Origin of the sequence: Pseudomonas sp. R3-18-08, from assembly GCF_003852065.1 — a bacterium.
In the GTDB taxonomy this organism is placed as follows: Bacteria; Pseudomonadota; Gammaproteobacteria; order Pseudomonadales; family Pseudomonadaceae; genus Aquipseudomonas.
The window spans coordinates 2,270,202-2,295,321 of the sequence record NZ_CP027729.1; the positions used below are offsets into that span (position 1 = coordinate 2,270,202).

The window sequence follows — 25,120 nt, forward strand, 5'->3', positions numbered from 1 at the left end:
AAGAACTATGGAACCTGTGGCTGCAATTAATGAGATTTTACTGAGTAACGAGCGGACTGTGATTGGGCGTGAAGATACTCGTAGATTTTTGCGTCTTGTAAGCGATGTGCATAATACCACTGCCGAATTAGTTTTTTCTGGTAAGACGCCGACCGTTGGTGCTACGATTTTTCGATTAGTTACTTTAGCGCTATCCTCAATATCGTTATCAGCAGGCTCTTGGTTAGGTCCGCCCGGAGCGCTTGCCACGCCATTATCGAACCCATTGTCAGACGATTTATTCAAAACACATATCGAATCTTTTGGGTTTGATGTTGTGTCAAAAGGCTTCGAGAGTCTAGAAGGGGCTAAGCGGGAATTTCTCACGCGAACTATTAATAACGGGATCTCTGTGGTTACTTCAGTAATAGAGTCTCTAAAAGGTATTGATGATCCGACATTTGATGCCAAGCTTACTGAGTGGGGAGTGGATCCCAGTATACGTCCGAGACTGTTGGAGAATTACAGAGCGATGCAGTCAATGTTGCTTTGGATGACGGAAGAGGGCGGGCAAGATATTTATCTTGTGGAACCGTATGACAATTCCGATCCCACTGCCGCCATTAACTTGGTTCAAGACGGCGAGCAAAGGATTGCGTTTTCTCTACAATTCTTTAAGAAATGCGCCATTCCCGCTGTTAATGCGCTTTTGCATGAGGTGGCGCATCTCTGCTGTAATAAATTTGATTTCTATTATTTTTCTCGTGAAAAGTCTTGCTTGGATGATCAGTATGCTGAACTGCCTTTGCATAGACAGATAAAAGATTTCGCCAGAGGTTTTGAGCAATCCTCCAAGCTTGTGGCAGAGCATATTGAAGGTGAGGAATTTCTTTCCGCTATTGCTCCCAAAGATAACACAAAGACGCTCACGCAACTTTATAATGAAGATGCTGACACCAAAGTAATGGTGAACTTTATGAATGCCGATTCGGTTAGCGCGTTGGCGATCGTTATTGCAGACTATAATTTACACCATGATGGCAATGTCCCTTTAAAGGAAACGTCATCCTTTAAATCTCCACCGGAAGCGGGTCTATATGTGGAGAGTTGAGATTCGTTTCAATCATTGATTTGTAGGATCTCGCACTGTTTCGTAAGCAGTGCGAGCTGGTTTTGTTGCGGGTGGTACTAAGGATAACGAAGAGTCCGTAATACATCGGAGGTTTGGCTTAAAATAGCATCCGCTTATAGCGAGATATAAAAGTGGCGCCGAATTCCAAACGTCATACAGTTGCAGAGTTTGTATCGGTAGTTATTGTCATACCGCAATAGCTGCATGTGTAACTGGTTATCGAACCATAAAGGGCAAAAAATAGTTTTTTTTCGTGCAGAATCTCAGAGGTAAGAAAGTTCCTCGTCCGACGAGGAAGATTCTTGCCGCTGCATTGAGCGGTCTGATGTTGTGGTGCATCTCGATGTGAAAAAATTATAGACAGTTGGAACGAGCCCGTAGGCTAAAAGTGTGATCCAACCTATTTCTCATCGTGACTGCGTGGTTGTCCCTAACTTTGCCGCCGGAGCAGGTCTGGTTCCGGTTGGAGTAAAGCGTCGGGTAGCTCCCATGTGCCTTCCAGTCATTTAGTGCGTTCTTTAAGGGCATAAAGGAGCAATGCCTGTTTAAAAAGGCGCCCTGAATAATTCAGTAAGAAAATTTACTGTTGATATCTGCCGTTAGTAGTGAGAGAGCACATCAAGCATGTTTTACGAGAGCAATATTATGTGTTGCGATGATATGTTAAGGCTCGGCGATTTTGAGTTTTATAATGGTACATTAAAAGAGGTTTGTTGTGGTGATGCGTTCGATAGTATTAGCAGCGTTGATTTTTTTCTCACATCAGGCCTTAGCAACCTGTAGCATAAGTGGTGCAGGCGAATTTAAACTTGGAAAGGATATAGCGCTTTCGAGTAATGTTCCTGTAGGTACTGTACTAAGTAGTCATCGTCAGGTTATTACATACGGGGGGTGTCGGGCGGACGGGGTTGCATATTTGGAGGTGCCTCAAAAGCTACAAGTCGGAAGTGGACTATCAGTTGTTTTTTATTACGACGAGAAGCCAATAAATGGGACTACTGCAAGGCTGGGATTTTTCAATTCTCGCACCGCTAATCACTACTTTGTGTCTTTTGATTTGGTCCGCAGCGCGGGTCCTGTAGCGGCTGGTGATTTACATGCCGGCGGGATTCGGGCTAAACAGCTAGATTCTGATGGTGTCTCGCTAGGACCAGACCAACCAGGCGCAGTAATTGGTAGTGCTATTCTCGGAACGTGCGTTGTTACAACCCCAAATATACTTGTTCCTTTGCCGGCGGTAACCAGCTCTGAACTTTCTAGCATAGGCGCAACATTTGGTGAGGTATTCTTCACTATGGCTGTCAGCTGTAACAGCTCGAGTAAGGTATACGCCGAATTCACTGACTCGAACAATGTATCTAACAGTGGTGAGTCTTTGGAATTAGGAGCGGGCTCGACGGCAAAAGGGATTAGGTTTCAGATGTTGCTTGACGGCTCTTTGGTAAGGTATAAGCAAAGAAGGGGCTTGGGCGATATTCAGTCGGATGGCCTAATTCCCATGTCAGTTCGTTATATTCGAGACGGTAATCTCATTCCGGGTAGGGCTGTTGCGCAGTCTACTTATATAATCAGTTATGATTAAATTCTTGACTAAGCCATCTTTTTTTCTCCAGGTGTTTCGAGAAAACCGCTGTCGAACAATAATAGAGCCGTTGAATGTGCTCTTTGAATGCGATACTCAGTTGTGGTTGATGATTAAAATTGTAATGCCCCCTACACTCGTGCCTACTGCGATTTGTCAGTAAGCAATGGTGTTGGCGAGCCAATTAAAATTCATATATAAACTAAGCCGCGCTCTTTATTCTGCACTCTGTGTTGCTGCTGCAGTCAGCAAGGATGTTCATGGGGTGTTAGGAGGCGGATTGTAGGAGGGGCATAGGGTTGCTGCCCCGCTGAAATATTTTCTGCCATGGCGACGGCGGCAACCAGCTTTGGTGGTTAGATGCTTGGCTCCGATCGTTTATTGGGTGAGAGGGCCAAAGGCCCTCTCACCTTGTCCTATTTCCGGCGCTTTGATTTGGATAAATGAAATGGTATCTGCCTCCAATAATACCAGTCCACTTCCTTGCGCGCTAAAGTCTGCTACATTATCCGGACAAGTCATTTCCTTTTGGGGTGAAATAAGGATAAAGGCGTTCGATATTTCACGAAGTTGTCCATCTGATTCAGCCTAATATACTGCTATTCGAAGCCGGATGCAGCGGTTCTTCAATCCCAGCGGGTCGTCGATTTTAGTGCTGCTGGCATTGATTCGACTGGCGCTCTTGGAATGGGCGGGGCGGGGTAAATAAAATCTAACGGGCTCATTTTGGGTCCATGTTCGCTCGTGTCATTAGGTGTGGGGTTCAGTCTTTCTCGAGTGAGCTTTATATCCTTATCATAAAAAATGCTCTTAGCATGATCATCTTCTCTCATACAGCGTTTGTTCACAGCGCTGTCGTTGGCGGGCAGGGTTTCGATTGCTGGCTTGGATAGTGCCTTTACAGGTTGCTCAGGCCTAGCGCACTTGGAGTGTATAGTATTGTGGTGGTAAACATAATTTTTCTGACCTCTTGCTTGAAGCGCTGACCAGCTGTATTCCCGTTTGAATTTCATCCCTATTAAACAGCTTGTATAATCGGCTGATTTTTCTGCTGGAGTCCGCATCGTTAATGTTTCTAAATCCTTGAGTAGTTCGGTTTTCCTCCTCAATGCCTTAGAATTTTGTGTATAAAGGATTTCGCGGATGTGTTTGACAAATTCTCTTGCTTCGTTTTTTTTCGCGGAGTTGTATAGCTTTATATGGCTGTTCCGTACTATTTTAATGGTTTTTTTTAAGTCCCCGCTTTTGACTCTTTGATTAACTATTGTTTTGGCTGTTAAGCTCGATATTGCATGATATGCTGATTTTTCGGATATTTTCATAGAACGTCAAATAGTGATGGTTGTAGTTTGGTTTTCCGTATTTTGGCGTGAGAAAGTTTAGAGTTGCAATTTTCAGGTGTTTTAGGCCTTACAGGTGCGCTCAGTGGACCTTAGTATTGGGCTTGATACTAAATATACAATTTATGTAGGGGGCTTAATTTCAAAAAACGCTCTCAGGGTCTACGCATTTAGGGCCGGCACCGGTCGCCGGCTACCAGGCAATGTGGCCTACAAAACCTTAGAAGCCAGAGCAATTCGGACGGAGAGGGCATGCAGATTTTGGTGGGGAGCTAGAAGCAATTCATCCCGCTCCGAGAAAATTCTGGTCTAGGGCGAGCGAATTCTGACTTGAAATGAGAGCGTGCTGATGTGACGGGCTTACGGCCGAGTTTAAGATTTTCTGCCCTGTCAGGTATCGCAGCACCTAAATATCTGAAGGCTAAAAAACTCAGTTTATTCTAACTTGGCTATTGCGAGACCCGCATAAATGAACTTCAAAGTGTTTTCTGTTGCTGTCTGTTTTGTCAGCCTAAATCTGCCCGTCCTTGCTCTCGCCGCCCAGACTGGACAGATCAACATCACTGGCAGAATTATCGAAACGAGTTGCGTACTTGATGCTTCTTCCACCAATGTCAACGTTGTACTGCCGACCGTGGACAAAAGTCAGCTCGCTGGCGCTCAGAGCGCTACCGGTCGTACCGGCTTCACGCTGCAGGTGACCGACTGCCCGGAGGATGCCAAGGTTTCTGCTGCATTTCTGCCTGATTCCAATGTTAATCCCTACGGCAACTTGGTAAACAACGCTGTAAACAAAGCCTCCAACGTCGAGGTTCAACTGCTCGATCAAAATCATACCGTCATCAATATCAATACCGATGACAATGCTTCCCAGGCTTCACGTGCCGTGGATATCAACGGAAAAGGCAGCTTGCAGTACTTCGCGCAGTACTTCTCCCAAGAGGGGAGCGCGGGTGGCGGTGATGTTTCCGTCATGGCCAATTTCATGCTGACCTACGAGTAATCGACTCGCCCGGGGTGTTCACCTCGGGCACCACTGAGGTACCCCCTGATGTCACCTGTCTCCGCTCGACACTTGCCCTCTTTGATGGCAGGGCTGTTCCTTGCTGCATGCTCGATGTCCAGTGCTGTTGCCGGTGTCATGATCGATGGCACCCGTGTGATCTATTCCGCGAAGGAACGAGAAGTCACCGTAAAGCTGACCAACAAGGGCCAGAGCCCCGGGCTCCTGCAAGTCTGGATTGATCGTGGCGACGCCCAGAGCCGACTTCAAGATGCAGACGCGCCCTTTCTCGTTACGCCACCCATTTTCAGGTTGGACCCACAAAAAGGCCAGAGTGTACGCATTGTGTTCACCGGTGAAACGCTGCCTCAGGACAGGGAAAGCTTGTTTTGGTTCAACGCCCTGGAAATCCCACCTATTCCTCAAGGTGCCAGTGCTGGGGCGAACATGATGCAAATCGCTGTGCGTTCACGCCTGAAGATGTTCTATCGCCCGGTCGCTCTGTCCGGCGATGTTCGTAGCTCCGTGAGTCGGATGAAGTGGTCTGTGCAGCGAGTCGATAAGGGCTATGTCCTGCGCGGTGATAACCCGACGCCTTATCACCTGTCGTTTGGTGAGCTGTCAGTGAAGCAGGGCGACAAACGCTACGAAACCGGCGGCGGCATGATTGCTCCCTTCAGTCAGCAGGATTTTTCTCTCGCCGGTCATACCGGCAGTACTGGTGGCCAGGTGCTCTACCGCTGGATCGGTGATTTTGGCACCACCGCCGAACAGAGCATCACACTGAACTGAAATTGACGAGCTGATGTGCCGACAGGTATCACCTCGATACGCGTGCTCAGGTAATCCCATGTTTTTGACGACTCATGCACCGCATTATGCCGGCCGTTTTTTTGCTGCCCGGCATTGGCTATTTGTTACGACGCTCGGCGCGGTTCTGCCCGACAACCTCGCACAAGCCGAGGAAAGCAATGCTGCTCTCGCGTTGTTTAATCCGGCCTTTCTACAAGGCCAGGAAAGAAGTCTGGATATGTCGCGCTTCGAACGCGGGAACGGGGCCATGCCAGGCTCATATCGCCTCGATGTCTACGTCAACCAGCAGTGGATGGGACGCCAGGACATTCGGGTGCGTGACGGCGGCGATGGGAAACCGTCGCGAATTTGCTTTACTCCCGCGCAGGTCTCCAGCCTGGGCATTGACCTCAAGCGCCTGCCTGAAAGCCACGCCCTTGAAAGCGATGACTGCGCGGATATCGGCCTCTGGGTCCCTGATGCCCATATCGACATGGACCTGGGGGCATTGCGCCTGGACTTGAGCATTGCCCAGACTTACCTGAACCGCGCAGCACGAGGCTACGTTGATCCAGGTGACTGGGACCGGGGCGTGACTGCTGCGTTCGTTGACTACAACAGCAATGCCTTTCATAACGATTCACGCGGCTCCAACAGCACAGAGTTCTACACGGGTATCAATAGCGGTTTGAACCTGGGGGACTGGCGTCTGCGCCACAACGCAAGCTACAACCGCAGCAGTAGTGTTGGCGAATCCCGGAGTAAGTACAGCGCGCTGAGCACCTATGCACAGCGCGACCTGACCACGCTCAAATCACAAATTACCCTGGGGGATTACTACACGCCATCCGAGCTGTTCGACAGCGTATCTTTCACCGGTGTGCAAGTGGCGTCCGATGATCGCATGCTGCCTGATTCCCAGCGTGGATTTGCGCCCTCCATCCGAGGCATGGCGCAAAGCAACTCTCGAGTGACCGTGCGTCAAGCTGGCAACATACTTTACGAAACCAGCGTGGCGCCCGGCCCGTTTGTCATCGACGACCTCTACAGTACTGGCTATTCCGGTGACCTAGATGTCACGGTGACCGAGGCTGACGGCCGTATCCACAGCTTCATTGTGCCCTTTGCTTCGGTGGCACAATTGCTGCGCCCAGGGACCTCGCGCTACAGCGTCTCTGCCGGTCAATACCGTGATGACCGCTTGCGCAAAGTGCCAACATTCGTCCAGGCAACCTATCAGCGTGGCATTTCCAACCAGGCGACGGCCTACACTGGCAGCGTCGTCGCCGACCAGTATCTGGCGGTACAGGGCGGTATGGCGTTGAGTACTTCGGTGGGAGCGTTCGCGTTCGATGTCACACAGTCCAACGCTTCTGGTCTGCAGTCAAGCGATGAGGGTACTGACCCACTCGATAGCACCGCTAGCGGAAGGAGTTATCGACTGAGCTACAGCAAGCTCGTCGATAGCACCAAGACTAACTTCGTCGTGGCAGCTTACCGTTTCTCCAGCGAGGGCTACCTGTCCTTTAGCGATTATGCCCGAGCGCAAGACCTGACTGGTCCGGCACCTAACCGCCAGCGCAGTCGGCTTCAAGTGAACATCAACCAGCCATTGCCTGGCGATGCCGGCAGCCTGTACCTGAGCGGGTCGTCGCAGAATCACTGGAATAACGCCAAGAGCCGCGATACCAGCTTCCAGGCCGGGTATTCCAATAGCTATAGCTGGGGAAACCTGAGTCTTTCAGCCAGCCGTACCCAGGGTAGCAATAACAAGGACGATACCCAGTACATGCTGACGCTCTCGATGCCACTTGGCAGAGATCGCCATACCTCATACCTCACCAGCTCCACGACTTATTCGGGTAAAGGTGATGTGGGGACTCAGGTTGGGCTGTCTGGCTCTGTGGGGGAGCAGAGCGAACTTAGTTATGGGGTGTATGGCTCGCATGATCGTGCCTTCGGAGCCAGCAATAGCTCTACGGGGGCCAATGCCCAATACCGTATGGCCAAGACCAATCTATCGGGAAGTATTGGACAGGGGGAAGAGTACAAGCAAGTCGGTATCGGCCTTTCCGGCAGCATCGTGGCCCATCCTGGCGGCGTGACCTTCAGTCAGTCCAAAGGTGAAACGCGTGTCATTGTGGAGGCCAGGGGGGCACAAGGCGCGAGTCTGCTCAACAGCAATGGAGGCGCAATCAGCAGCAGCGGGTATGGAGTGGTGAGCGGCCTGATACCTTATCGTCATAATGAAGTTGTCATCGACCCGAAAGGTATGGCGGCGGACGTTGAGCTGGAAATGAGTTCGCAGAATATCGCACCGCGTCATGGCGCAATCGTGATGCTGAAATATCCAACCACTCAGGGGGCGCCGGTTCTGCTTAACCTGCGTGACGAGGCGGGTAATGCGTTGCCGACGGGGGCCGAAGTACTGGACGCTGAGGGCAATAGCCTGACCTTGGTTGGGCAAATGAGCCGAGCATTCATTCGTGCAGCGGAGCCGAAAGGTGAGCTGATAGTGCGTTGGGGAGACACGCTCGACGGTCAATGTCGCGTTTTGTACACCCTGTCAGCTGCAGCACGCAAAGATAAAGTGGATTTCGAAAAAGTCGACGCGTTGTGCACTAAACAATCAAGCACTTCCGTGGCGCTTAGGTAATGGCTACCGTTGAACTATAAGGTTAAATATGAGTCGCTGTCTGCTTGTTTTCTATTTCGTCAATTTCCAAGGCCGATGTCGGCATCCCGCTCACAGCGCAATTTTTGCACGGGATAAGGCGATTGGTTCTACCACTAACTGGAAAGAAAACACAAACTCTCAGCGCGTAGGGATGCTATGCCAGTACATGGGCGGGCGTAATGTCGGCATAGTGAATGGCACGCTTGTATCTGGATACTCAGATGCCTATCAGTCCAGTAATCCCGGTATAGGTATCCGTTTCAGAGCAACTACTTGGTATTCAGCTTCACAGCAAAGAGCGCTTCCATTTGATATTCCTGGGAATGGGCCCTCCGACTGCTAACCTTGCGTCACCATAATAAAAAATATGAGGGCTTCTGCACAGCTCGTCGTGGTGGGGCAGGTCTGTGCAGGCATTATTATGTCATTTCCAACCGCCCGCATCAGCTATTATGATTCTTAAGAGAGGGGGCCAATGAACGTGAAAATCAGCACGTTTCCAAGTATTATAGAAGCATCGTCCTGTAACGTAGATGGCGACATTATTGCCACAATGCCCAGGATTGAAATAAATCGACTCCCAAGCGTCGGAGCGGTCGCTGAAAGGACGCCTTTCACTATTGGAATGAATTGCGATTCTTCGATTGCTGTTCATATGGTCATCACTGATGCACTTAATCCGGGTAACATTGGGAATGTGCTGACGCTCAGTTCCGACTCGGAGGCAATGGGTGTGGGGTATCAGATTCTACGCGACAACAGCCCGATCAATTTCGGTCATGCCTCGTCTATTGCGGGCGCTTTAAATCAATTCAAGATTGTAAGTTCTACAGGTGGCACCGGGGGCCGGTTCCTGATTCCGTTTGATATCCAATATCAACGAACGGCGTCTTCGAGGCCGAAAACAGGCACGGCCAATGCCGTTGCGGTGTTTACCATGTCTTATCAGTAGTATTCAAATCGCACAATTAAGCGTCAGTACTGTGCGGTGAAAAGGAATGAATTGACTGAAGTTTCGCTCTAGCGAGGCAAAACCTAAAAGGTTGAATGATGAATCTTTATATACTCCCGCTGGTATTTTTGGGGGCTTTCTCGTCTCTATCAATTGCCGCTGTAAATATTCCCCTCGATAGCGCTGTTTTCGCGCGCGATAGGGAAGTCGGCTCGACCACCAACTGGAAAGCCAGTACTGGTTCTCAGGGCGTATGGGCGAAGTGTTCATACGAGGTGCGCAGCATAGGAACGGTTAATGGCCCTCTTGTTCCAGGCTTTTCGGATGTTTATCAGACTAATAATCCTGGCATTGGCGTGCGTTTTCGGGCGACGTCGTGGGATGCAGTTTCAGTACAGCGTACTCTTCCGTTCGATGTTTCTGGTGTTGGAGCTAGCTGTAAACCCAATCAGGATGTATTAAAACACATGAAAGCGACTGCGCAACTCGTGATAGTCGGCCCCGTCAGCTCTGGAACGATAACTGCATTTCCGTCCGCCAATGTGACCTATATTGATAAGGTTAAGAGAGGCGTAATGGATATCAAGATTAGCACTGCTCCAACCATAAAGGCGTCGACCTGTGATGTTGATGGCAATATTGATGTCAAGATGCCAAACATTGGGCTAAATCGCCTTCTGGAAGTTGGATCGGTTGCCGGCAGAACGCCTTTTAATATTGGAATGAATTGCGATCCTTCGATTTCTGTTCATATGGTTATGACCGACGCACAGAACCCGGGAAACACTAGCAATGTGCTGTCGCTCAGTCCCGGCTCGGATGCAACGGGTGTAGGGTATCAAATTTTACGCGACAACAGCCCAATCAATTTAGGTCCTGCCTCGTCTATCGCGGGCGCTTTAAATCAATTCAAGGTTTTAAGTTCCACAGGCAGCGCCGGAGGTAGGTATCTCATTCCGTTTTATATTCAATATCAACGCACAGCGTCTTCCAAACCGGGATCCGGTACGGCCAATGCAAATGCAGTGTTCACGATGTCTTATCAGTAGCCTCCAGAGTGGTTAGTCCAGACCTCCTAGTCTATTGCGAAACCCCAGGTAAAAAATTAGCCAATTTCTAATCAATCGAGGCCGGCCTGAAATTTCCCAAGGTGCATGGGAAATTTCCAGGGTGATCGCAGGGCTTTCCAATAGGCTCGCACTCGTTCGCGTGTAAAAATTTACATGCTGGCCGGCTGGATGCGGATAACGCTATTTGGTTGATATCAGTCTTATTGGATGCGAGGATCGAAGCTATGAAATTTCTTTGGGGTGTATCTGCGTTAACTTGCGTTCTACTTGGTGGGGTGGGTGTGGCGCATGCAGCAAGTAGTGGAAAAATTGAATTCTCTGGCGAGCTGATTGCGGCAAGCTGTACGGTCGCACCGGGTGCTGGTTCGTCAGGTAGCAATGGCAATATTAACGTAGATCTTGGGAAGGTTTCACTCAGTGATGTTGGTGATCCCGGTGTGGGCGTCACTGCAGCTACTCATATCAACTTGGACATTGATTGTTCATCGGGTGTGGGTGGCTTGAGTACAGTAAAAGTAAAGTTTGACCCGCTTTCTGGCTCTGGAATTGATAGTGCTGACGGTCGCCTGCTTAAACTGCAAAGTAGTGAAAAGGCGGCAAAAGGTGTCGCCATTGCAATTCTCAATGACAACAATCAAGTTCTAAACCTGAGTGCCAACGAAACGATCGATGCAGCGCTGAAGGTTGACGAGGGGAAAGCTACCGCTAACCTGAGCATGCGCGCTGCTTATGCGCTTAATGGGGCATCAGATGATGTTAAAGCTGGTGTTGGGAATGCGACCCTGCCTTTTACCCTGACTTACGAATAAAAAATTGCGATGGGGAGGATGATCTCCCCATTTGTAGCTTCGTGGAGGCGAATCAGGTGTTTAATAAGGCGCTATTTAGTTTTTCATTATTTCTATTAACCTTCTTTGTCAATCATTCGCAGGCAGCCATCTCATTGGGTGCCACTCGAGTGATTTTCGACGCTAAGCATCAAGAAGCTTCGTTGTCTGTGCTAAATCAAGGTGGTGAGGATGTACTGGTCCAGTCTTGGCTAGAGTCTGACTCAGCAGATTTTAACATTTCATCCTTTGCGGTCACTCCACCGTTATCCCGCCTATCGAAAGAGGGTCGTCAACAACTAAGGATACTTTACAGTGGAGAGGGAGTTCCATTGGATCGAGAGTCAATTGCTTGGCTGAACGTACAGGAAATCCCACAAAAAGTTAATGGGGAAAGTGTTCTGCAGCTTGCGGTACGCCAGCGGATTAAAGTGTTTTTTCGACCGCCTGGGTTGCCGGGTAGTGCGGTAGAGGCACCGACTCAGCTTAAATGGACGTTAAATAAACGTTCTCAGACTGCCGTACTGAAGGTTGAGAACCCAAGTCGATTTCATGTGTCGTTGACTGGATTGAGTTTGAGAGGCGCTGGTTACAATGATTTTCTAATGGGGGAGGGGCGTATGGTCGCCCCTAGTGAGAATGTAGAAATACCAGTCAATCCAATGGCTTCGGCTGCCAGTCTCAAATTGAATTTCAACGTCATTAATGATTACGGCGGACAGAACTCATATACGGCTGATCTATATATAGATAAAGTCAGTTCCGCTACGCCGAATACATTGGCTGACAAATAATTTTTATTCGCCAAGTTCTGTTGTACTGTCGAAAGGTTTGTTCTTGTGTTTTTTATGAAAAAAATCAGTGCTGAAAATCGCTCGGGTCTGTCCGCGCGCGTGCAGGAAAGCACGGCGGCACCTCACGACTTGGCGGGTAAAGGTTTTAGACTTCGTAAGCTCGCTCTTGCAGTTGCCTTAGCGTTACCGGGGGCGGCCTATGCTAATTCCACGGGGAGCGAAGCAAATATTCCAGAGTTCGACCTTGCCTTTATTCAGGGCGGAGGCGAACAGCTTGACCTAGCCGAGTTTCTCAGGCAGGACAATGTTGCGCCTGGAACCTATCGTGTTGATATTTATGTGAACCGAGCTCTGACTGGGCGCAGAGATATTCGTTTTGATATCATTGATAAGTCAGGTAGGACTAAACCCTGTTTGACTCTGGAAGTGCTCGAAAAACTTGGCGTGGATGTGGAAAAGCTTAAGCGTAATGGTGTGATTGACACGGGCCTGCCGGACCGCTGTTATGACGTGAGTGAGTTAATCGACAAAGCCAGCGTTGAATACGATGCTGCTCGACTTCAACTGCATATTGGCATACCTCAAGCGGCTATGCTGCGAAGTGCCAGGGGCTATGTTGATCCTGCCCTTTGGGACTATGGTGTCAATGCTGGCTTCGTAAACTATCAATTCAGTGGACGTCGCAGTGAAAACTCAGGTAGCACGAGTGACTATTACAGTTTGGGATTGCGTAATGGCTTAAATATCGGTCAGTGGCGTCTGCGTAACGAGTCATCTTTGTCGGATGGCAGTGGAAATAAACGGCGCTTTACCAGCAACCGTATTTTTGCCGAGCGCGACATCACGTCGTTGAAAAGCCAATTGACACTGGGGGAAACTTACACCAGCTCTCAAACATTTGACAGTGTGCGTTTTCTCGGCATCCAACTGAGTTCAGACGAAGCCATGCTTCCCGATAGCCAACGGGGCTATGCGCCCGTTATCCACGGGACTGCGCAAACCAACGCGACCGTTGAAGTGAGCCAGAATGGTTACTTGCTATATAGCACTACGGTTTCCCCCGGGCCATTCGAAATTAGTGATATCTATCCCAGCGGATCAAATGGAGATCTTGAAATCACCGTGATCGAGGCGGATGGGAGTCGCAGTAGTTTCACCCAGGTTTACGCATCTCTACCACAGATGGTACGACGCGGAATGCTGCGCTATAACGCTGCCGCTGGCGAGTATGCGAGTAACAATCCTGATGACGCAGCGCCTTCACTGGCGACCTTAGGGTTTGCCTACGGCCTGACCAACGCCACAACCCTTGTGGGGGGCGTGCAGTGGGCTGAGGACTACAGGGCAACGAATGTTGGCGTCACACAGAACACGCCTCTTGGCGCCTTCGCGATAGATGTCACCCAATCAAATAGTGAAACCCGACAGCAGCGAAACCGAGGGCAAAGCCTCAGGTTGAACTATGCGAAAACACTCGCCGCTACCAATACGACTTTTACCCTAGCTACTTACCGTTATTCGACTGAAGACTATCGGACATTGGGCGACCATGTCACCGACCTGCGATTCATGGACGGTAACCACAGAGGGCGTGCGAAAAACCGTTTTGATATAACGATAAATCAGAGTTTGGGCTCGAGGGGAGGATCGTTTTATCTGAATGGCACTGAACAGCGTTACTGGAATTTACCCGGCAGTTCTCAGCAACTTCGCGTCGGCTATAGCAATAACTGGGGCTCGATCAATTATAATATTGACACCTCCTTTAGCCGTAACGATGCCTCTAATTATAAAAATGATAAAAAGCAGGTTGCTCTGTCGATCTCTATGCCTTTGGGAAGTTCACAGCGATCGTCGCGTGTCAGCTCCAATCTGAATTATGACAATCAAGGGCGTCATTCAACACAGATGGGGCTTAATGGCAATCTTCCGGGGCAAGATGATGCTTATTACAACCTCCAGGCAGGGCATGACAGCAGCGGGGGGGGCTCAGGGTCCGCAAGCCTGAGTGCGGTCACCTCAGTGGCTCGGGTGAATGCTGGTTACAGTCAAGGTCGTGATTATCAGACTTTTAGTGCTGGCGCTTCCGGTTCGGTAGTAGCGCATGCCGGAGGAATTAATCTAGGTCAACCCGTGGGCGACACATTTACCCTTGCAGAGGTGTCTGGGGTATCTAATGCAAAATTTTCCAGCCACGCCGGGGTTATCACCGGAAGGAACGGCTACGCGGTAGTACCCAGCGCTCAGATATATCGGACCAACTGGCTTACTCTGGATGCCCGTGACCTCGGGGCGGATACTGAGCTGCTGACCACCGCCCAACAACTGGTTCCCCGTCGCGGTTCCATAACACTAGCTAGCTTCGCGGCGGAAAGTGGGCGCCGAGTACAATTTGAGTTTCGAAGCGTAGACGGTAGCCCTATACCCTTTGGGGCTAGTGTTCAGGATGAAAATGGCAAAGTGCTAGGCGTTCTAGATCCAAAAGGTATGGCGCTTGCCTTAGTTGACCAGGAAGAATCGACTCTGATTGTAAAATGGAAAAGCGATAGTTGCCAGGCACATTATATTCTAGCACCACGAAAGCTCGATACAAGATTTGATAAAGTTCAGTTAGCATGCAAATGAGGGGAGTAAATTTAGGCGTTATTGCCAGTCTCTATTTTTGTTGAAGGTGTTAATCAGTCATCTCGACAGATATTAAATGTTTAGGGGGTTAATATGGGAAGCGAAATTATCGGTTGCTTAATTTGTGGTGCTATTATTTTGATCGGAGTGCTTATGCACTTCGCAAAGTGGAAGGTATAAGGCACGCCGCTTTATCAGCTCATCTGTCAGGTCGCAGCTAGTTATCAGACTATTGAGCGGTAATCGCAGTCAGCAGTTAATTGGTATTTTACAGAGAGAGTTACTTGAATAACCGAAGTGAGCAGTCGTTGCTCCAACAATCTACCGTCATGATGTTAGCAGTAGCGATCGCTGGGATTGCTACTGGTTTCGTTACGGGCGCTCAATCCGTCCTGTTCGATGGTTTTTTCTCGTTGATTGCAACCTTTATCAAAGTATTAATGCTGATTACAGCCAAACTGATCGCCAAGGAAAGTAATCACCGGTTCCAGTTTGGCTTCTGGCATTTGGAACCCATGGTGTTACTGATCGAAGGCAGCTTTCTGTTTTTGATCGCAATCTATGCATTTCTTAACGGAGTGTCTGGATTCATCAACGGCGGTCGTGAGATTGAATTAGGGATGCTGATCATCTATGCGGCAGTGTTTACAGTCGTCGAGTTCGCCTATTTTTTCTACATCCGTTATCGAAACCGTGAGCTTAAATCAACGCTGATTCAGTTCGATAACATTAGCTGGTTGGTAGATGCGATGTTATCGGTAGGACTGCTTGTCAGCTTTCTCACTGCGTTGTTGCTCACGTCACGGGGCTATGGTCATTTGGCCGTATATGCCGATCCGCTGATTTTGATCTTGCTGGCACTGAGTATATTGCCTCCCGCTTTCAATATACTGCGTCCGGCCTTGCGTGATGTGTTGGGCATGGCGCCAGACCAATTGGACAACAAAGTGCGACAGGTGATGGACGCGATTAAAATCGAGTACGGCTTCGAGCATTACGTTTCTTATGTACAGAAGCATGGGCGAGCGCGATTTATCGAGATCCATATTGTGCTCTCGACTGATTATCACGTGGAAGCGGTCGGGAACCTGGATACGTTACGTGACGAAATCTCGGCGAGATTGGGCCACGCAGATTCGGCACGGTGGCTGACGATTTGTTTTACGGGGGACCGGAAGTGGATTGTTTGATCTCTACGTGGTCGTCACTGAAGTGGGCAAGTTGCAAGGTGGACGTAATCAGCGGGAATGCGAGTGAGTTTGAGCGATAGTGCGTTTACCTTCTACGATGTTGCTGGTGACCGGGTCCGCACGGGCAAGCTGTGGTCGGTGCTGTCCGACAAGTTCGATCTGGAGCGGCGGTTATGGATCATACCGGCGGAGGTGATGAACAACTCCAGTTAGTGGTACGAAAACCAGGTAACTCCCTTTCTGAAGATCTGCGAGGTGCAGGTCATCAGGTGGGGCGTTCCATGGCTCTGAGCTTGATGAAGAAGGTCGGGATCGCCAGCCGCCAACGCAGGCCCCACAAGTCTTCAGACGTCGAGTCTTTGGTGGCTGAGCAGAGCTGGAGCGTGAGGTTTACGTAGCTAATACCGTTCGCGGACGTCACCTATATCCAGCTCGGTAAGCGCTGGATCCGCGCTCGGTAGTTTTGGATCCGTTTGCGGCCGAATGGCGGGATGGGCGTATTCATTGGGCGCCGATGCGGCACTGGCAAATGAGGCGGAGGGCTGTTGAATTGATAGGGCGGCCTGAGGGCGTGCCGTTTCATTCTCACCAAGGCTGTCAGTACAATAGTCAAATAATTCAGGGCTGAACTGCAAGCACATAAGCTGAAGCAGCGCATGTGTCGAAAAGGGCAGTGTTGGGATAACGCATGATTGAGCTTTTTTGGCAGTTTGAAGTCCGAATGGGTACCCTAGAGAGGTTATAGCCCGGAGTATAAGGCCCCGGTAGACATCAACCTATATGTGGTGCACTGCAACAGCGCAAGGCGCTACGGTTACAAGAGCTATCGCTCGCCGATGGTGGCGGAAGAGCTAGCGGTGTGAGAACCGAAAAAACTATCTGCAATTACTGGATCAGTCCAATGCGACAAACCCCTTAATCCGCTGCTCTCTTGCGGGGGATTAAGGGGATTAAGGTTTAACGGACAAATGCGACGCCGTTACTGCTCTCCTTGATATTCTCGATGATAAGTTCGAAGCGATAGTCCTTTCGTTTGACCAGCTTCCAGCCTGCCGGGAAAGTTTCAGGATAAGTGATGAAATTTAGAGAATCTGTCGGCGCATCATACATAAAATAGGCTGCGCCAATTTCCATCGGAACCTTGTTTTTATCAAACAGGATGACAGACGTGACATACATTCTTCCATCATTGGGGATAAGCCCGACAATCTGGAAATCATCATTTACAAGAATATTTACCGGATTATCGATGGTATATGTCTGGACGAAAACATAATCTAGCGCTGTGTTTTCTGAACTGTTCGTTAGTTTAATCGACAGAAGTTGCGTATTTTTCGGTGCCACAACAAATTTGGAAAGTCCCTGAATTTCAGTGATGTCCGATGTGGACTCTGTCCATACTTTATAAATTTGATCAGCTTGTGAGTCCCGAAAGTGTCGCCATCCATGAACCAGACTTTGTTTGCCAATTTTAACAGAGAGAAAAGTATCATTCAGTTCCGATGGAAGCTCATAAACTACTTCCCTTTCTTTATACTCATGCGGCGTACCACTGAAATTTTTTTGTTGATAAAATGTGGCGCCGATTGAGCTATTTTTTTGATCCTTCATATAACGCTCCTTTTTGAGTAAATCTTCCAGATATTAACCTAGCAGGGAATTGGATAAAGCGCAAGAAAAGGCACTGGAAGAAGAGTGCTTTACCCAGGAAGTGGAAAACGGTTGCCATATCGAAGTCAGGGCCCGGGAGCGCGAAGACGCCGATATCGAAGTGTTGGTCAGCGTCTATACCGCGACGGGGCAATGCGTGGTCGAACGCACAAGGCAACTGCCCGGCGCCGAATGGACCGTGCACGACGGGCTCAAACGCGGCATCGATCAGGCGGAACGGATTGCCGGCGGGGAATCGGGACGCTTGCCCTGCGCTGACGCGCATTTGCACGACGACGATTGACGGAGGCGCTGCGCTGGTCTCCCAGCGGAAAACGGAACTTTGGCGGCGCGGGCATTTCCCATTGTAGATAGCCCTGCGTCAGCCGGCCCGCGCCGGATGATCGCTCATTGCAACCCACGCCAGAGCCGCCCATGCCCGTATCCAGCCTGACCCAAGGCGCACCCTCCAAACCGTCCTTGCGCCGCGCCGTGACGGGGCCGATGTTGTTTCTGTTCATCCTCGGCGATGTGCTCGGCGCCGGTGTGTATGCACTGGCCGGCACCATCGCCGGCGAGGTGGGTGGGGCGATCTGGGTGCCGTTGCTGGTGGCGTTGTTTTTTGCCATGCTCACGGCAGGCTCGTACGCGGAACTGGTGACCAAGTACCCCCATGCTGGCGCCGCTTCGGTGTTCGCCGAGAGGGCATTCAAGTCACCGCTGATTTCATTCCTGGTCGGCTTCAGCATGCTTGCGGCCGCCGTCACCAGCGCAGCGGGGCTGTCCCTGGCGTTTGCCGGCGACTACCTGGCGGCGTTCATCGAGGTGTCACCGCACCTGGCCGCGCTGATATTCCTGGCAGTGATAGCGCTTCTGAATGCGCGCGGTATCAAGGAGTCGCTGGGCGCCAACATGGTCATGACCTGCGTCGAACTGTCCGGGCTGCTGTTGGTGGTGGTGGCCGCGGCCTGGTGCATACAGTCCGGCGAAGCCAACCTCGGCCGCGCGCTGGAGTTCAAGGCCGGAGTCAACCCGATGCTTGCCGTACTGGGCGCGGCATTGCTGGCGTTCTATTCGTTCGTCGGTTTTGAAACGTCGGCCAACCTGGCCGAAGAAATACGCGGCGTGCGCAAAGTGTATCCGCGTGCGCTGTTTGCTGCGCTGGTGACGGCGGGCGTCGTATATATGGCGGTCGGTGTCGCCGCTTCGGTGGTGCTGCCGATGGACAAGCTGACGGCCACATCCGCGCCGTTGCTCGAAGTGGTGCGTGCCTCGGGCTTGAGCATCCCGCCCCAGCTCTTCGCCTTCATCGCGCTGGTGGCGGTCGCCAACGGTGCGCTGCTGACCATGGTAATGGCCAGCCGCCTGGCCTATGGCATGGCCCGCATGGGCCTGTTGCCGGAGCCACTTTCGCACGTGCTGCCCAAGCGGCGTACGCCTTGGGTCGCGATCATCGCCAGCACCCTGGTGGCCATCGCCCTGACCTTGACGGGTACCCTCGCGGCGCTGGCCGAGACGGTCGTGCTGTTGCTGCTCTTCGTGTTCCTCAGCACCAACCTGGCGGTGCTGTTACTGCGCCGCGACACCATCACCGAACAGCATTTTCGCGTGCCGACCTGGGTGCCGGTGCTGGCAATTGTTTCGTGCTTGATCCTGCTCAGCCAGCAAAGCCTGGACACCTGGCTGCGCGGTGGCGCGCTGATGCTGCTGGGCATGGCGCTGTACGCATGCAACCGCTTGGCGACACCGGCTGTAGGCCCAGGCTAACCACTCATCTGATCTATATCCCCGGCTGAAAAATCCCTGTAGTGCCCTTAGGGCTTGAACACCGCCAGCAGGCAATTATCGGCCTGGAAGACATCCCTGACGAGGATTGGCTAAAGACCTTTAACGTTAACGTCACTGCGATGTTTCGCATCTGCAAGGCCGCGCTGCCGCACATGGTCCAAGGCAGTTCGATCATCAACACCAGCTCGGTCAATTCCGATGCGCCCAACCCCACGCTGTTGCCGTATGCGGCGACCAAAGGCGCGATCGCCAACTTCACTGCGGGCCTAGCGCAGATGCTCGGCAAGCGCGGTATTCGCGTCAACAGTGTGGCGCCCGGGCCAATCTGGACGCGATTGATCGTATCGACGATGACCGAGGACTCCGTGAAGAGTTTTGGTGGCAATACGCCGCTGGGGCGCCCCGGCCAGCCAGCCGAAGTCTCGCCCATCTATGTGCTGCTGGCGTCGGATGAGGGCAGTTATATCTCCGGTGAACGTTACGGCGTGACAGGTGGCAAGCCTATTCTTTAAATGAAGCGAGGCATTCGATAACGACGACGTAGGCGACTTTCTGGTTGAGCGGCTCAGCCAACGGGGGGGGGGCGATGCCGCAGAGGCACTAGCAGCGCTGTTACCGTTGTCCATCACACCATGTACCGTCCGCTTGCTGGTCAGCTTGGATGCTGTCCGCCTGATGGCGATGGACAGGATGAAACGGCACAGCCGGGATCCTGCTTTCTAGGCCTTGATACTCCCAGAAAACAAGTCCAGAATTAAGTCTTTTCCTGCCCAGGAAAGAAAAGAAACCCCTTAGATTTCAATGAGTCGGACGCCAGATACGAGTCTCGTTTCCCGCTCCAAATATTGCGCTGCAGAGTTCCACTGAATTCTGTAAGCGATTGAAAAAAAGGACCTTCGGGTCCTTTTTTCGTTCCTGAAATTCAGCACCATCCAGGGCTTTACTAGGGCTGCACGCAGCCCAACGGGAGCGGAGCGACAATTCGACGAGCACGCTCGCCACAATAGCCCTATCTGCCGGGCGTTCAGCGTTGAGCCAAAGTTGTAAAGACACCTATACCTTTGGTGCTCAGGCTCACTTATACAAAATCGCCTGATGAATATTCTCCAACGCCATGATGCGCTGGGCAGCGTTGAGTTTGATGGCTTCCTTGGGCATGCCGAACACCACGCAACTGGCTTCGTCCTGGGCTACCGTGGCGGCGCCGGCTTCGAGCATTTCCTTTAGCCCGCGTGCGCCGTCGTCACCCATGCCGGTCATGATGATGCCGGTGGCGTTCTTGCCGGCGAATTTGGCTACCGAGCGGAACAGCACGTCCACCGACGGGCGATGGCGGTTGACCAGTGGGCCGTCGATGACCTGGGCGTGATAATAGGCGCCGCTGCGGGTCACCATCAGGTGTTTGCCGCCGGGAGCGATCAGGGCGAGGCCGGGCAGGATGCGGTCGTTGTTGCGTGCTTCGCGCACTTCGATCTGGCACACGCTGTTGAGGCGCTCGGCAAAGGAGGCGGTGAATTTTTCGGGCATGTGCTGCACGATCACCATGCCAGGGCACACCCTCGGTAGAGCAGTCAACACAGCCTCCAGGGCCTGGGTGCCGCCGGTGGAGGTGCCGATGGCGACGATGCGCTCAGTGGTCTGGGCCATGGCGTGGCCGTTCGCGGCGGGCAGGATTGCGTCTGCGCTGAGCTTGCCGGGTGGCGCGAGGGCGGGTGCTGGTTGGACGGTTCGTTTGCCCAGGTTCTTGACGTTGGAGTTCGCCGCCGCGCGGATGGCCGCGACCAGCTCGGCCGCCGATTCGATCAGGAAGTTCTTCAGCCCGGTGGTGGGTTTGGTGATGATTTCCACTGCTCCGGCCGACAATGCCTGCAGGGAGGTTTCGGCGCCTTTCTGGGTCAGCGAGGAACAGATCACCACCGGTGTCGGCCGCTCGCTCATGATTTTTCGCAGGAAGGTGATGCCGTCCATACGCGGCATTTCGACATCCAGCACGATCACGTCTGGCCATTCCCGAGCCAGTTTATCCATGGCGAAAATCGGGTCGGACGCGGCGCCCATCACATGGATGTCCGGCGTGTCGTTGAAGATCGCCAGCAGCACTTGCCGGACTACGGCCGAATCATCGACCAGCAGCACGCTGATTTTTTTGGTAGGCATTTTTTTTGAATGTTCCCATTGGTTGGTGCCGGACCCAGACGTTGCCGTTCCACAGGTCGAACACAATAGTGCGATAGCCGGTACTGCCCATGTCCTGAGCGGTCAGGTGCAGGTGATGGCGCTCGGCAAGGGCCAGCGCTGCGCGAATATTCAGGCTGGCCACGTCCTGTGCCGGCAGGGGGCGCGGCTGTTCGGGGAACATCTCGCCGCCGCCGAACAACTTGACCTGATAATCCCGGGCCTGCGTGCCGTTGGCATGAGCGTGGCGCAGCAGCAATTCGAGCGCCTCGTCGGCATATTTGCCATCCAGGGGCTGACCTTTGCGCGAGCGCGCCGGCAACATGAAATGGCACATGCCGCCGATCAGCCGTTGCGGATGCCAGAAAGTCACCGCCACACAGGACCCGAGCAAGGTACGCAAGCGTGTCGGCCGCGTTGCAAAACTGACCTGCCCCGGCGCCAGCACCACTTCGACCACATCGGCAGGCTTTTTCATGGCTTGCGATAAATCGACGGCGCCACCAGCTTCAACGTGTCGTTGACGCCGTTGAGGCTTTCGGAGTGGCTGATGATGAAGTAACCGCCGGATTTGAGCAGGGGCAGCAGCCTGGCGACCACCTGGCTTTTGGTCTGCTGGTCGAAATAGATCATCACGTTGCGCAAGAAGATCACATCGAACTCGCCCAGGCCGGGTAGCGGTTCGTTCAGGTTGACCTGGATAAAGTTGACCCGGTTGCGCAGGGCCTTTTCGATCAGGAAAGTCCCGTGCTGGCGCCCTGTTCCCTTGAGGCAATATTTGACCAGCAGCGGTTGGGCCAGGGTGCCGGCGCGCTCCATGGAGTAATGCCCGTTGCGTGCCTTGGCCAGCACCTGGGTGCTGATGTCCGAACCGATGACTTCCCAGGGCGTGGTGCCCAGGTTCTCCGCCAGCGTCATCGCCAGGCTGTAGGGTTCTTCGCCCGAAGAGCTGGCCGCGCTCCACACGCGAAACAGTTTGCCCGGCGGCGCCTTGGGCAGCACCTGCTGGCGCAGGAAGTCGAAGTGCTTGGGCTCGCGGAAAAAGTAGGTCTCGTTGGTGGTCAGCAGGTCCAGCGCAACTTGCAGCTCGCCCTTGCGCTGGTCGCTCATGATCAGCTTGAAGTACTCGCCGTAGCTCTGCAGTTCGTAGTGTTTGAGGCGTTTGAACAGCCGCCCGGCCACCAGGGCTTTCTTGGCGGGCGACAGGTTGATGCCGGCCGCGCGGTACAGCCAGGACTGGAACTGGCCGAATTCACGATCATCGAGTGGGCTGGTGTCTGGCATGATCGAGCCTCAACGCGCGTCGAGGTCGAGAGCCTGCGCCTGGCCAGTCTCGGCCAGGCTGGACATCTCGTCGATGGACAGCACTTTGTCCACCTCAAGCACAATCACGAACTTGCCATCGACCTTGGCCATGCCGCTGATGAAATCCGCGCGGATGCGTGCGCCGAAGTTGGGTGGCGGTTCGATCTGTGTCGCCGGGATTTCCTGCACGGCGGAAACGGTGTCGACCAACAGCCCGATATCCTGCGGCTGGCCGTCTTCGGTGATGGCCTCGATGATGATCACGCACGAACGCCGAGTGATCGAAGAGTTCGGCCGGCCAAAGCGCGCCGACAGATCGACCACCGGCACCACGGCGCCGCGCAGGTTGATCACGCCGCGCACGAAGGCGGGCATCATCGGCACCACGGTCAGGCTGCCGTATTCGATAATTTCCTTGATGCCCAGAATGCCGATGGCGAACATCTCGCCACCGAGCATAAAGGTCAGGTATTGCGCATCCTCGCCTGCCGCGACGGCGGTATGGCGGGTAGTCATCACTGCGCCCATGTCATTCTCCCTGTAAGCCCGCATCGATTCTTGCGATCAGAAACGGGTGAATTCCGATTCGTCCGGGGCGCTGGCCACGTTATAGGCGAAGGCTTTGCGCGGTGCCTGCTGCTCCGCGCGTGGTGGCTGGCGGTCAGGCTTGCCGGCGCTGTCCGCGCTGCGGCCTTGAACCGCGGCCTTGGGGCTGGAGTCCAGCACGAAAAAGCTCATGGCCTGTTGCAGTTGCTCGGCCTGGCTGCTCATTTCTTCGGCGGTGGCGGCCAGTTCCTCGCTGCTCGAGGCATTTTGCTGGGTCACCTGGTTGAGCTGGGTCATTGCGGTGTTGATCTGCGCGACACCGGCGGCCTGTTCCTCGGACGCGGCACTGATTTCCTGTACCAGGTCGGAAGTTTTATTGATGGAGGGCACCATTTCGTCGAGCAACTTGCCGGCTTTCTCGGCCATGTCCACGCTGCTGGAGGACAGTTCGCCGATTTCCTGGGCGGCTACCTGGCTGCGCTCGGCCAGTTTGCGCACCTCGGCGGCCACCACGGCAAACCCCTTGCCGTGCTCGCCGGCCCGGGCGGCCTCGATGGCGGCGTTGAGGGCCAGCAGATTGGTCTGGTAGGCGATGTCATCAATGATGCTGATGCGCTGGGCGATTTTCTTCATCGCCACCACCGTCTGCTGTACCGATTCGCCGCCTTCGGTGGCTTCCTTGGCGGCTTTGCTGGCCATGCCATCGGTGACCTTGGCGTTTTCGGTGTTCTGGTTGATGCTGGCGCTCATCTGTTCAACCGACGCACTGGTTTCCTCGACGCTGGCGGCCTGTTCACTGGTGGCCTGGCTCATCGATTGCGCGGTGGCGCTGACTTGCTCGGAAGCACTGGCCAGGTTATCGGCGGCGTTGCGCACCTCACCGATGATATGCGCCAGCTTGCCGACCATGTTGCGCATGGCGTTGAGCACCATGCCGGTTTCATCTTTGGCACCCGGTTCGATGTGCGTGTTGAGGTTGCCTTCGGCCAATTGCCCGGCGGCGGTGGCGGCTTGTCGCAACGGGCGGGAAATGATCCGCGCGATGAACAGGGCCAGGCCCAGGCCGATCAACAGGGCGACGACCAGCGCGGCGATGATCGACAAGCGTGCGTTTTCATACAGCGACGCGCCCTTGTCACCGGCGACGGTGGCGCCGGCGTCATTGAGTTCGACCATTTTCTGCAGGCGGCTGGTCACCTCATCGAAATGCGTCTTGGACTCCCCCCTGAGCAAACCGCGAGCCTGGGCTTCCTGGTTCTGCCGGGAAAATTCCAGCACCTGCTTGCTGGCTCCCAGGTAGGCGGTCCAGGCACTGTTCACGCTGGCCAGGAGCTGGCGGTCCTCATCATTGGAGAGCAATTTTTCGTAGGTGCCCATGCGGGTTTCGAACTGCTGGCGCGCGTCGTCGGCTTCCCGTTCGGCCTGCGCCTTTTCCTCGGCGATCTCGGTGCCGATGTGGCGGTTTTCCTTCAAGCGATAGTTGGCGGCAAAAAAGCGCATGCCGGCCGCTGCGCGCATGGAGGGCATCCAGTTGCCCTTGATGTCCTGGGCCGCCTGATTGACTGCACCGAGCTGGTGAATGGCGAAGCCGCCCATGGCCGCGGTAAGCGCCAGGACCACCAGGAATGAGCTGATCAACTTGGTGGAAATTTTCAAATCGTAGAACCATTTCATCGGGGAACCTCCATGGAAT

Annotated in this window: 21 protein-coding genes and 1 pseudogene; 15 read left to right on the top strand and 7 right to left on the bottom strand. The window is 52.9% G+C overall.

Annotated elements, in window-relative coordinates; all coding sequences use genetic code 11:
- Positions 1–7: 7 nt before the first annotated feature.
- Entirely contained in the window at positions 8–1,090 is a 1,083-nt protein-coding gene (locus C4J92_RS10600) for a hypothetical protein (RefSeq protein WP_124403771.1), read from the top strand.
- A gap of 742 nt (positions 1,091–1,832) precedes the next feature.
- Positions 1,833–2,693 carry a fimbrial protein gene (locus tag C4J92_RS27450; protein ID WP_370881259.1) on the top strand — a complete coding sequence of 287 codons (861 nt, stop codon included), beginning with the start codon at positions 1,833–1,835 and terminating at the stop codon, positions 2,691–2,693.
- A 626-nt stretch (positions 2,694–3,319) separates the two neighbouring features.
- Here C4J92_RS27450 and C4J92_RS10605 read toward each other — a convergent pair.
- Entirely contained in the window at positions 3,320–4,015 is a 696-nt protein-coding gene (locus tag C4J92_RS10605) for a hypothetical protein (RefSeq protein WP_124403772.1), read from the bottom strand.
- A 487-nt stretch (positions 4,016–4,502) separates the two neighbouring features.
- Here C4J92_RS10605 and C4J92_RS10610 point away from each other — a divergent pair, with 487 nt between their 5' ends.
- The 10 genes from C4J92_RS10610 to C4J92_RS26960 all read left to right on the top strand — a co-directional run bounded on the left by C4J92_RS10610 (position 4,503) and on the right by C4J92_RS26960 (position 16,176).
- Positions 4,503–5,036 (top strand): fimbrial protein, encoded by a 534-nt coding sequence (locus tag C4J92_RS10610; RefSeq protein ID WP_124403773.1) that lies wholly within the window; start codon positions 4,503–4,505, stop codon positions 5,034–5,036.
- A gap of 48 nt (positions 5,037–5,084) precedes the next feature.
- Positions 5,085–5,828: a molecular chaperone gene (locus tag C4J92_RS10615; protein WP_218565847.1), complete on the top strand. Its 744-nt coding sequence runs from the start codon at positions 5,085–5,087 to the stop codon at positions 5,826–5,828.
- 58 nt (positions 5,829–5,886) lie between these two features.
- The gene (locus C4J92_RS10620; RefSeq protein WP_124403774.1) at positions 5,887–8,484 is read left to right on the top strand and encodes a fimbria/pilus outer membrane usher protein; all 2,598 of its coding nucleotides are present in this window, start codon (positions 5,887–5,889) and stop codon (positions 8,482–8,484) included.
- A 496-nt stretch (positions 8,485–8,980) separates the two neighbouring features.
- On the top strand, positions 8,981–9,457 hold the full coding sequence (locus tag C4J92_RS10625) for a fimbrial protein (RefSeq protein WP_124403775.1): 477 nt from the start codon (positions 8,981–8,983) through the stop codon (positions 9,455–9,457).
- Positions 9,458–9,555: 98 nt separating this feature from the next.
- Positions 9,556–10,506 (top strand): fimbrial protein, encoded by a 951-nt coding sequence (locus C4J92_RS10630; RefSeq protein WP_164485248.1) that lies wholly within the window; start codon positions 9,556–9,558, stop codon positions 10,504–10,506.
- A 245-nt stretch (positions 10,507–10,751) separates the two neighbouring features.
- Positions 10,752–11,336 carry a fimbrial protein gene (locus C4J92_RS10635; RefSeq protein WP_124403777.1) on the top strand — a complete coding sequence of 195 codons (585 nt, stop codon included), beginning with the start codon at positions 10,752–10,754 and terminating at the stop codon, positions 11,334–11,336.
- Between the two features lie 56 nt (positions 11,337–11,392).
- On the top strand, positions 11,393–12,148 hold the full coding sequence (locus tag C4J92_RS10640) for a molecular chaperone (protein ID WP_124403778.1): 756 nt from the start codon (positions 11,393–11,395) through the stop codon (positions 12,146–12,148).
- A 54-nt stretch (positions 12,149–12,202) separates the two neighbouring features.
- Positions 12,203–14,773: a fimbria/pilus outer membrane usher protein gene (locus tag C4J92_RS10645; protein ID WP_124403779.1), complete on the top strand. Its 2,571-nt coding sequence runs from the start codon at positions 12,203–12,205 to the stop codon at positions 14,771–14,773.
- Positions 14,774–15,057: 284 nt separating this feature from the next.
- A complete protein-coding gene (locus C4J92_RS10650; RefSeq protein WP_124403780.1) occupies positions 15,058–15,963 on the top strand; it encodes a cation diffusion facilitator family transporter in 906 nt (301 codons plus the stop codon).
- Between the two features lie 63 nt (positions 15,964–16,026).
- Entirely contained in the window at positions 16,027–16,176 is a 150-nt protein-coding gene (locus tag C4J92_RS26960; RefSeq protein WP_164485249.1) for a hypothetical protein, read from the top strand.
- Between the two features lie 744 nt (positions 16,177–16,920).
- On the opposite strand, the gene C4J92_RS10655 is transcribed toward C4J92_RS26960, so the two are convergent.
- Complete coding sequence (locus C4J92_RS10655) at positions 16,921–17,574, bottom strand: beta/gamma crystallin domain-containing protein (RefSeq protein WP_124403781.1); 654 nt, start codon at positions 17,572–17,574, stop codon at positions 16,921–16,923.
- A 49-nt stretch (positions 17,575–17,623) separates the two neighbouring features.
- On the opposite strand from C4J92_RS10655, the gene C4J92_RS10660 reads away from it, so the two are divergent.
- The 3 genes and pseudogenes from C4J92_RS10660 to C4J92_RS10670 form a co-directional block, all read left to right on the top strand.
- Positions 17,624–17,917: a hypothetical protein gene (locus tag C4J92_RS10660; RefSeq protein ID WP_124403782.1), complete on the top strand. Its 294-nt coding sequence runs from the start codon at positions 17,624–17,626 to the stop codon at positions 17,915–17,917.
- Between the two features lie 131 nt (positions 17,918–18,048).
- Positions 18,049–19,380, top strand: a complete 1,332-nt coding sequence (locus C4J92_RS10665) for an APC family permease (protein WP_256657475.1) — start codon at positions 18,049–18,051, stop codon at positions 19,378–19,380.
- Positions 19,381–19,463: 83 nt separating this feature from the next.
- Positions 19,464–19,913: pseudogene (locus C4J92_RS10670) on the top strand (SDR family oxidoreductase); the annotation flags it as partial.
- A gap of 562 nt (positions 19,914–20,475) precedes the next feature.
- Here C4J92_RS10670 and C4J92_RS10675 read toward each other — a convergent pair.
- Genes C4J92_RS10675 through C4J92_RS10695 form a run of 5 tightly spaced genes read right to left on the bottom strand, consistent with a single transcriptional unit; the run spans position 20,476 to position 25,101 of the window.
- Positions 20,476–21,558, bottom strand: a complete 1,083-nt coding sequence (locus C4J92_RS10675) for a chemotaxis response regulator protein-glutamate methylesterase (protein ID WP_124403783.1) — start codon at positions 21,556–21,558, stop codon at positions 20,476–20,478.
- On the bottom strand, positions 21,521–22,054 hold the full coding sequence (cheD, locus tag C4J92_RS10680; RefSeq protein WP_124403784.1) for a chemoreceptor glutamine deamidase CheD: 534 nt from the start codon (positions 22,052–22,054) through the stop codon (positions 21,521–21,523). Before cheD ends, C4J92_RS10675 begins: the two co-directional genes overlap by 38 nt.
- Positions 22,051–22,860 carry a protein-glutamate O-methyltransferase CheR gene (locus C4J92_RS10685; protein ID WP_124362299.1) on the bottom strand — a complete coding sequence of 270 codons (810 nt, stop codon included), beginning with the start codon at positions 22,858–22,860 and terminating at the stop codon, positions 22,051–22,053. The genes cheD and C4J92_RS10685 overlap by 4 nt, the downstream gene beginning before the upstream one ends.
- A 9-nt stretch (positions 22,861–22,869) precedes the next feature.
- Complete coding sequence (locus C4J92_RS10690; protein ID WP_124403785.1) at positions 22,870–23,409, bottom strand: chemotaxis protein CheW; 540 nt, start codon at positions 23,407–23,409, stop codon at positions 22,870–22,872.
- Positions 23,410–23,445: 36 nt separating this feature from the next.
- Positions 23,446–25,101, bottom strand: coding sequence for a methyl-accepting chemotaxis protein (locus C4J92_RS10695; protein ID WP_124403786.1), 1,656 nt, complete (start codon positions 25,099–25,101; stop codon positions 23,446–23,448).
- Positions 25,102–25,120: the final 19 nt, after the last annotated feature.

Excerpts from the sequence above, each read along its gene's own strand:
- C4J92_RS10600 (WP_124403771.1), top strand. The coding sequence starts at position 8 with ATGGAACCTGTGGCTGCAATTAATGAGATTTTACTGAGTAACGAGCGG.
- C4J92_RS27450 (WP_370881259.1), top strand. The coding sequence starts at position 1,833 with ATGCGTTCGATAGTATTAGCAGCGTTGATTTTTTTCTCACATCAGGCC.
- C4J92_RS10605 (WP_124403772.1), bottom strand. The coding sequence starts at position 4,015 with ATGAAAATATCCGAAAAATCAGCATATCATGCAATATCGAGCTTAACA.
- C4J92_RS10610 (WP_124403773.1), top strand. The coding sequence starts at position 4,503 with ATGAACTTCAAAGTGTTTTCTGTTGCTGTCTGTTTTGTCAGCCTAAAT.
- C4J92_RS10615 (WP_218565847.1), top strand. The coding sequence starts at position 5,085 with ATGTCACCTGTCTCCGCTCGACACTTGCCCTCTTTGATGGCAGGGCTG.
- C4J92_RS10620 (WP_124403774.1), top strand. The coding sequence starts at position 5,887 with ATGTTTTTGACGACTCATGCACCGCATTATGCCGGCCGTTTTTTTGCT.
- C4J92_RS10625 (WP_124403775.1), top strand. The coding sequence starts at position 8,981 with ATGAACGTGAAAATCAGCACGTTTCCAAGTATTATAGAAGCATCGTCC.
- C4J92_RS10630 (WP_164485248.1), top strand. The coding sequence starts at position 9,556 with ATGAATCTTTATATACTCCCGCTGGTATTTTTGGGGGCTTTCTCGTCT.
- C4J92_RS10635 (WP_124403777.1), top strand. The coding sequence starts at position 10,752 with ATGAAATTTCTTTGGGGTGTATCTGCGTTAACTTGCGTTCTACTTGGT.
- C4J92_RS10645 (WP_124403779.1), top strand. The coding sequence starts at position 12,203 with ATGAAAAAAATCAGTGCTGAAAATCGCTCGGGTCTGTCCGCGCGCGTG.
- C4J92_RS10655 (WP_124403781.1), bottom strand. The coding sequence starts at position 17,574 with ATGAAGGATCAAAAAAATAGCTCAATCGGCGCCACATTTTATCAACAA.
- C4J92_RS10665 (WP_256657475.1), top strand. The coding sequence starts at position 18,049 with ATGCCCGTATCCAGCCTGACCCAAGGCGCACCCTCCAAACCGTCCTTG.
- C4J92_RS10675 (WP_124403783.1), bottom strand. The coding sequence starts at position 21,558 with ATGCCTACCAAAAAAATCAGCGTGCTGCTGGTCGATGATTCGGCCGTA.
- cheD (WP_124403784.1), bottom strand. The coding sequence starts at position 22,054 with ATGAAAAAGCCTGCCGATGTGGTCGAAGTGGTGCTGGCGCCGGGGCAG.
- C4J92_RS10685 (WP_124362299.1), bottom strand. The coding sequence starts at position 22,860 with ATGCCAGACACCAGCCCACTCGATGATCGTGAATTCGGCCAGTTCCAG.
- C4J92_RS10690 (WP_124403785.1), bottom strand. The coding sequence starts at position 23,409 with ATGGGCGCAGTGATGACTACCCGCCATACCGCCGTCGCGGCAGGCGAG.
- C4J92_RS10695 (WP_124403786.1), bottom strand. The coding sequence starts at position 25,101 with ATGAAATGGTTCTACGATTTGAAAATTTCCACCAAGTTGATCAGCTCA.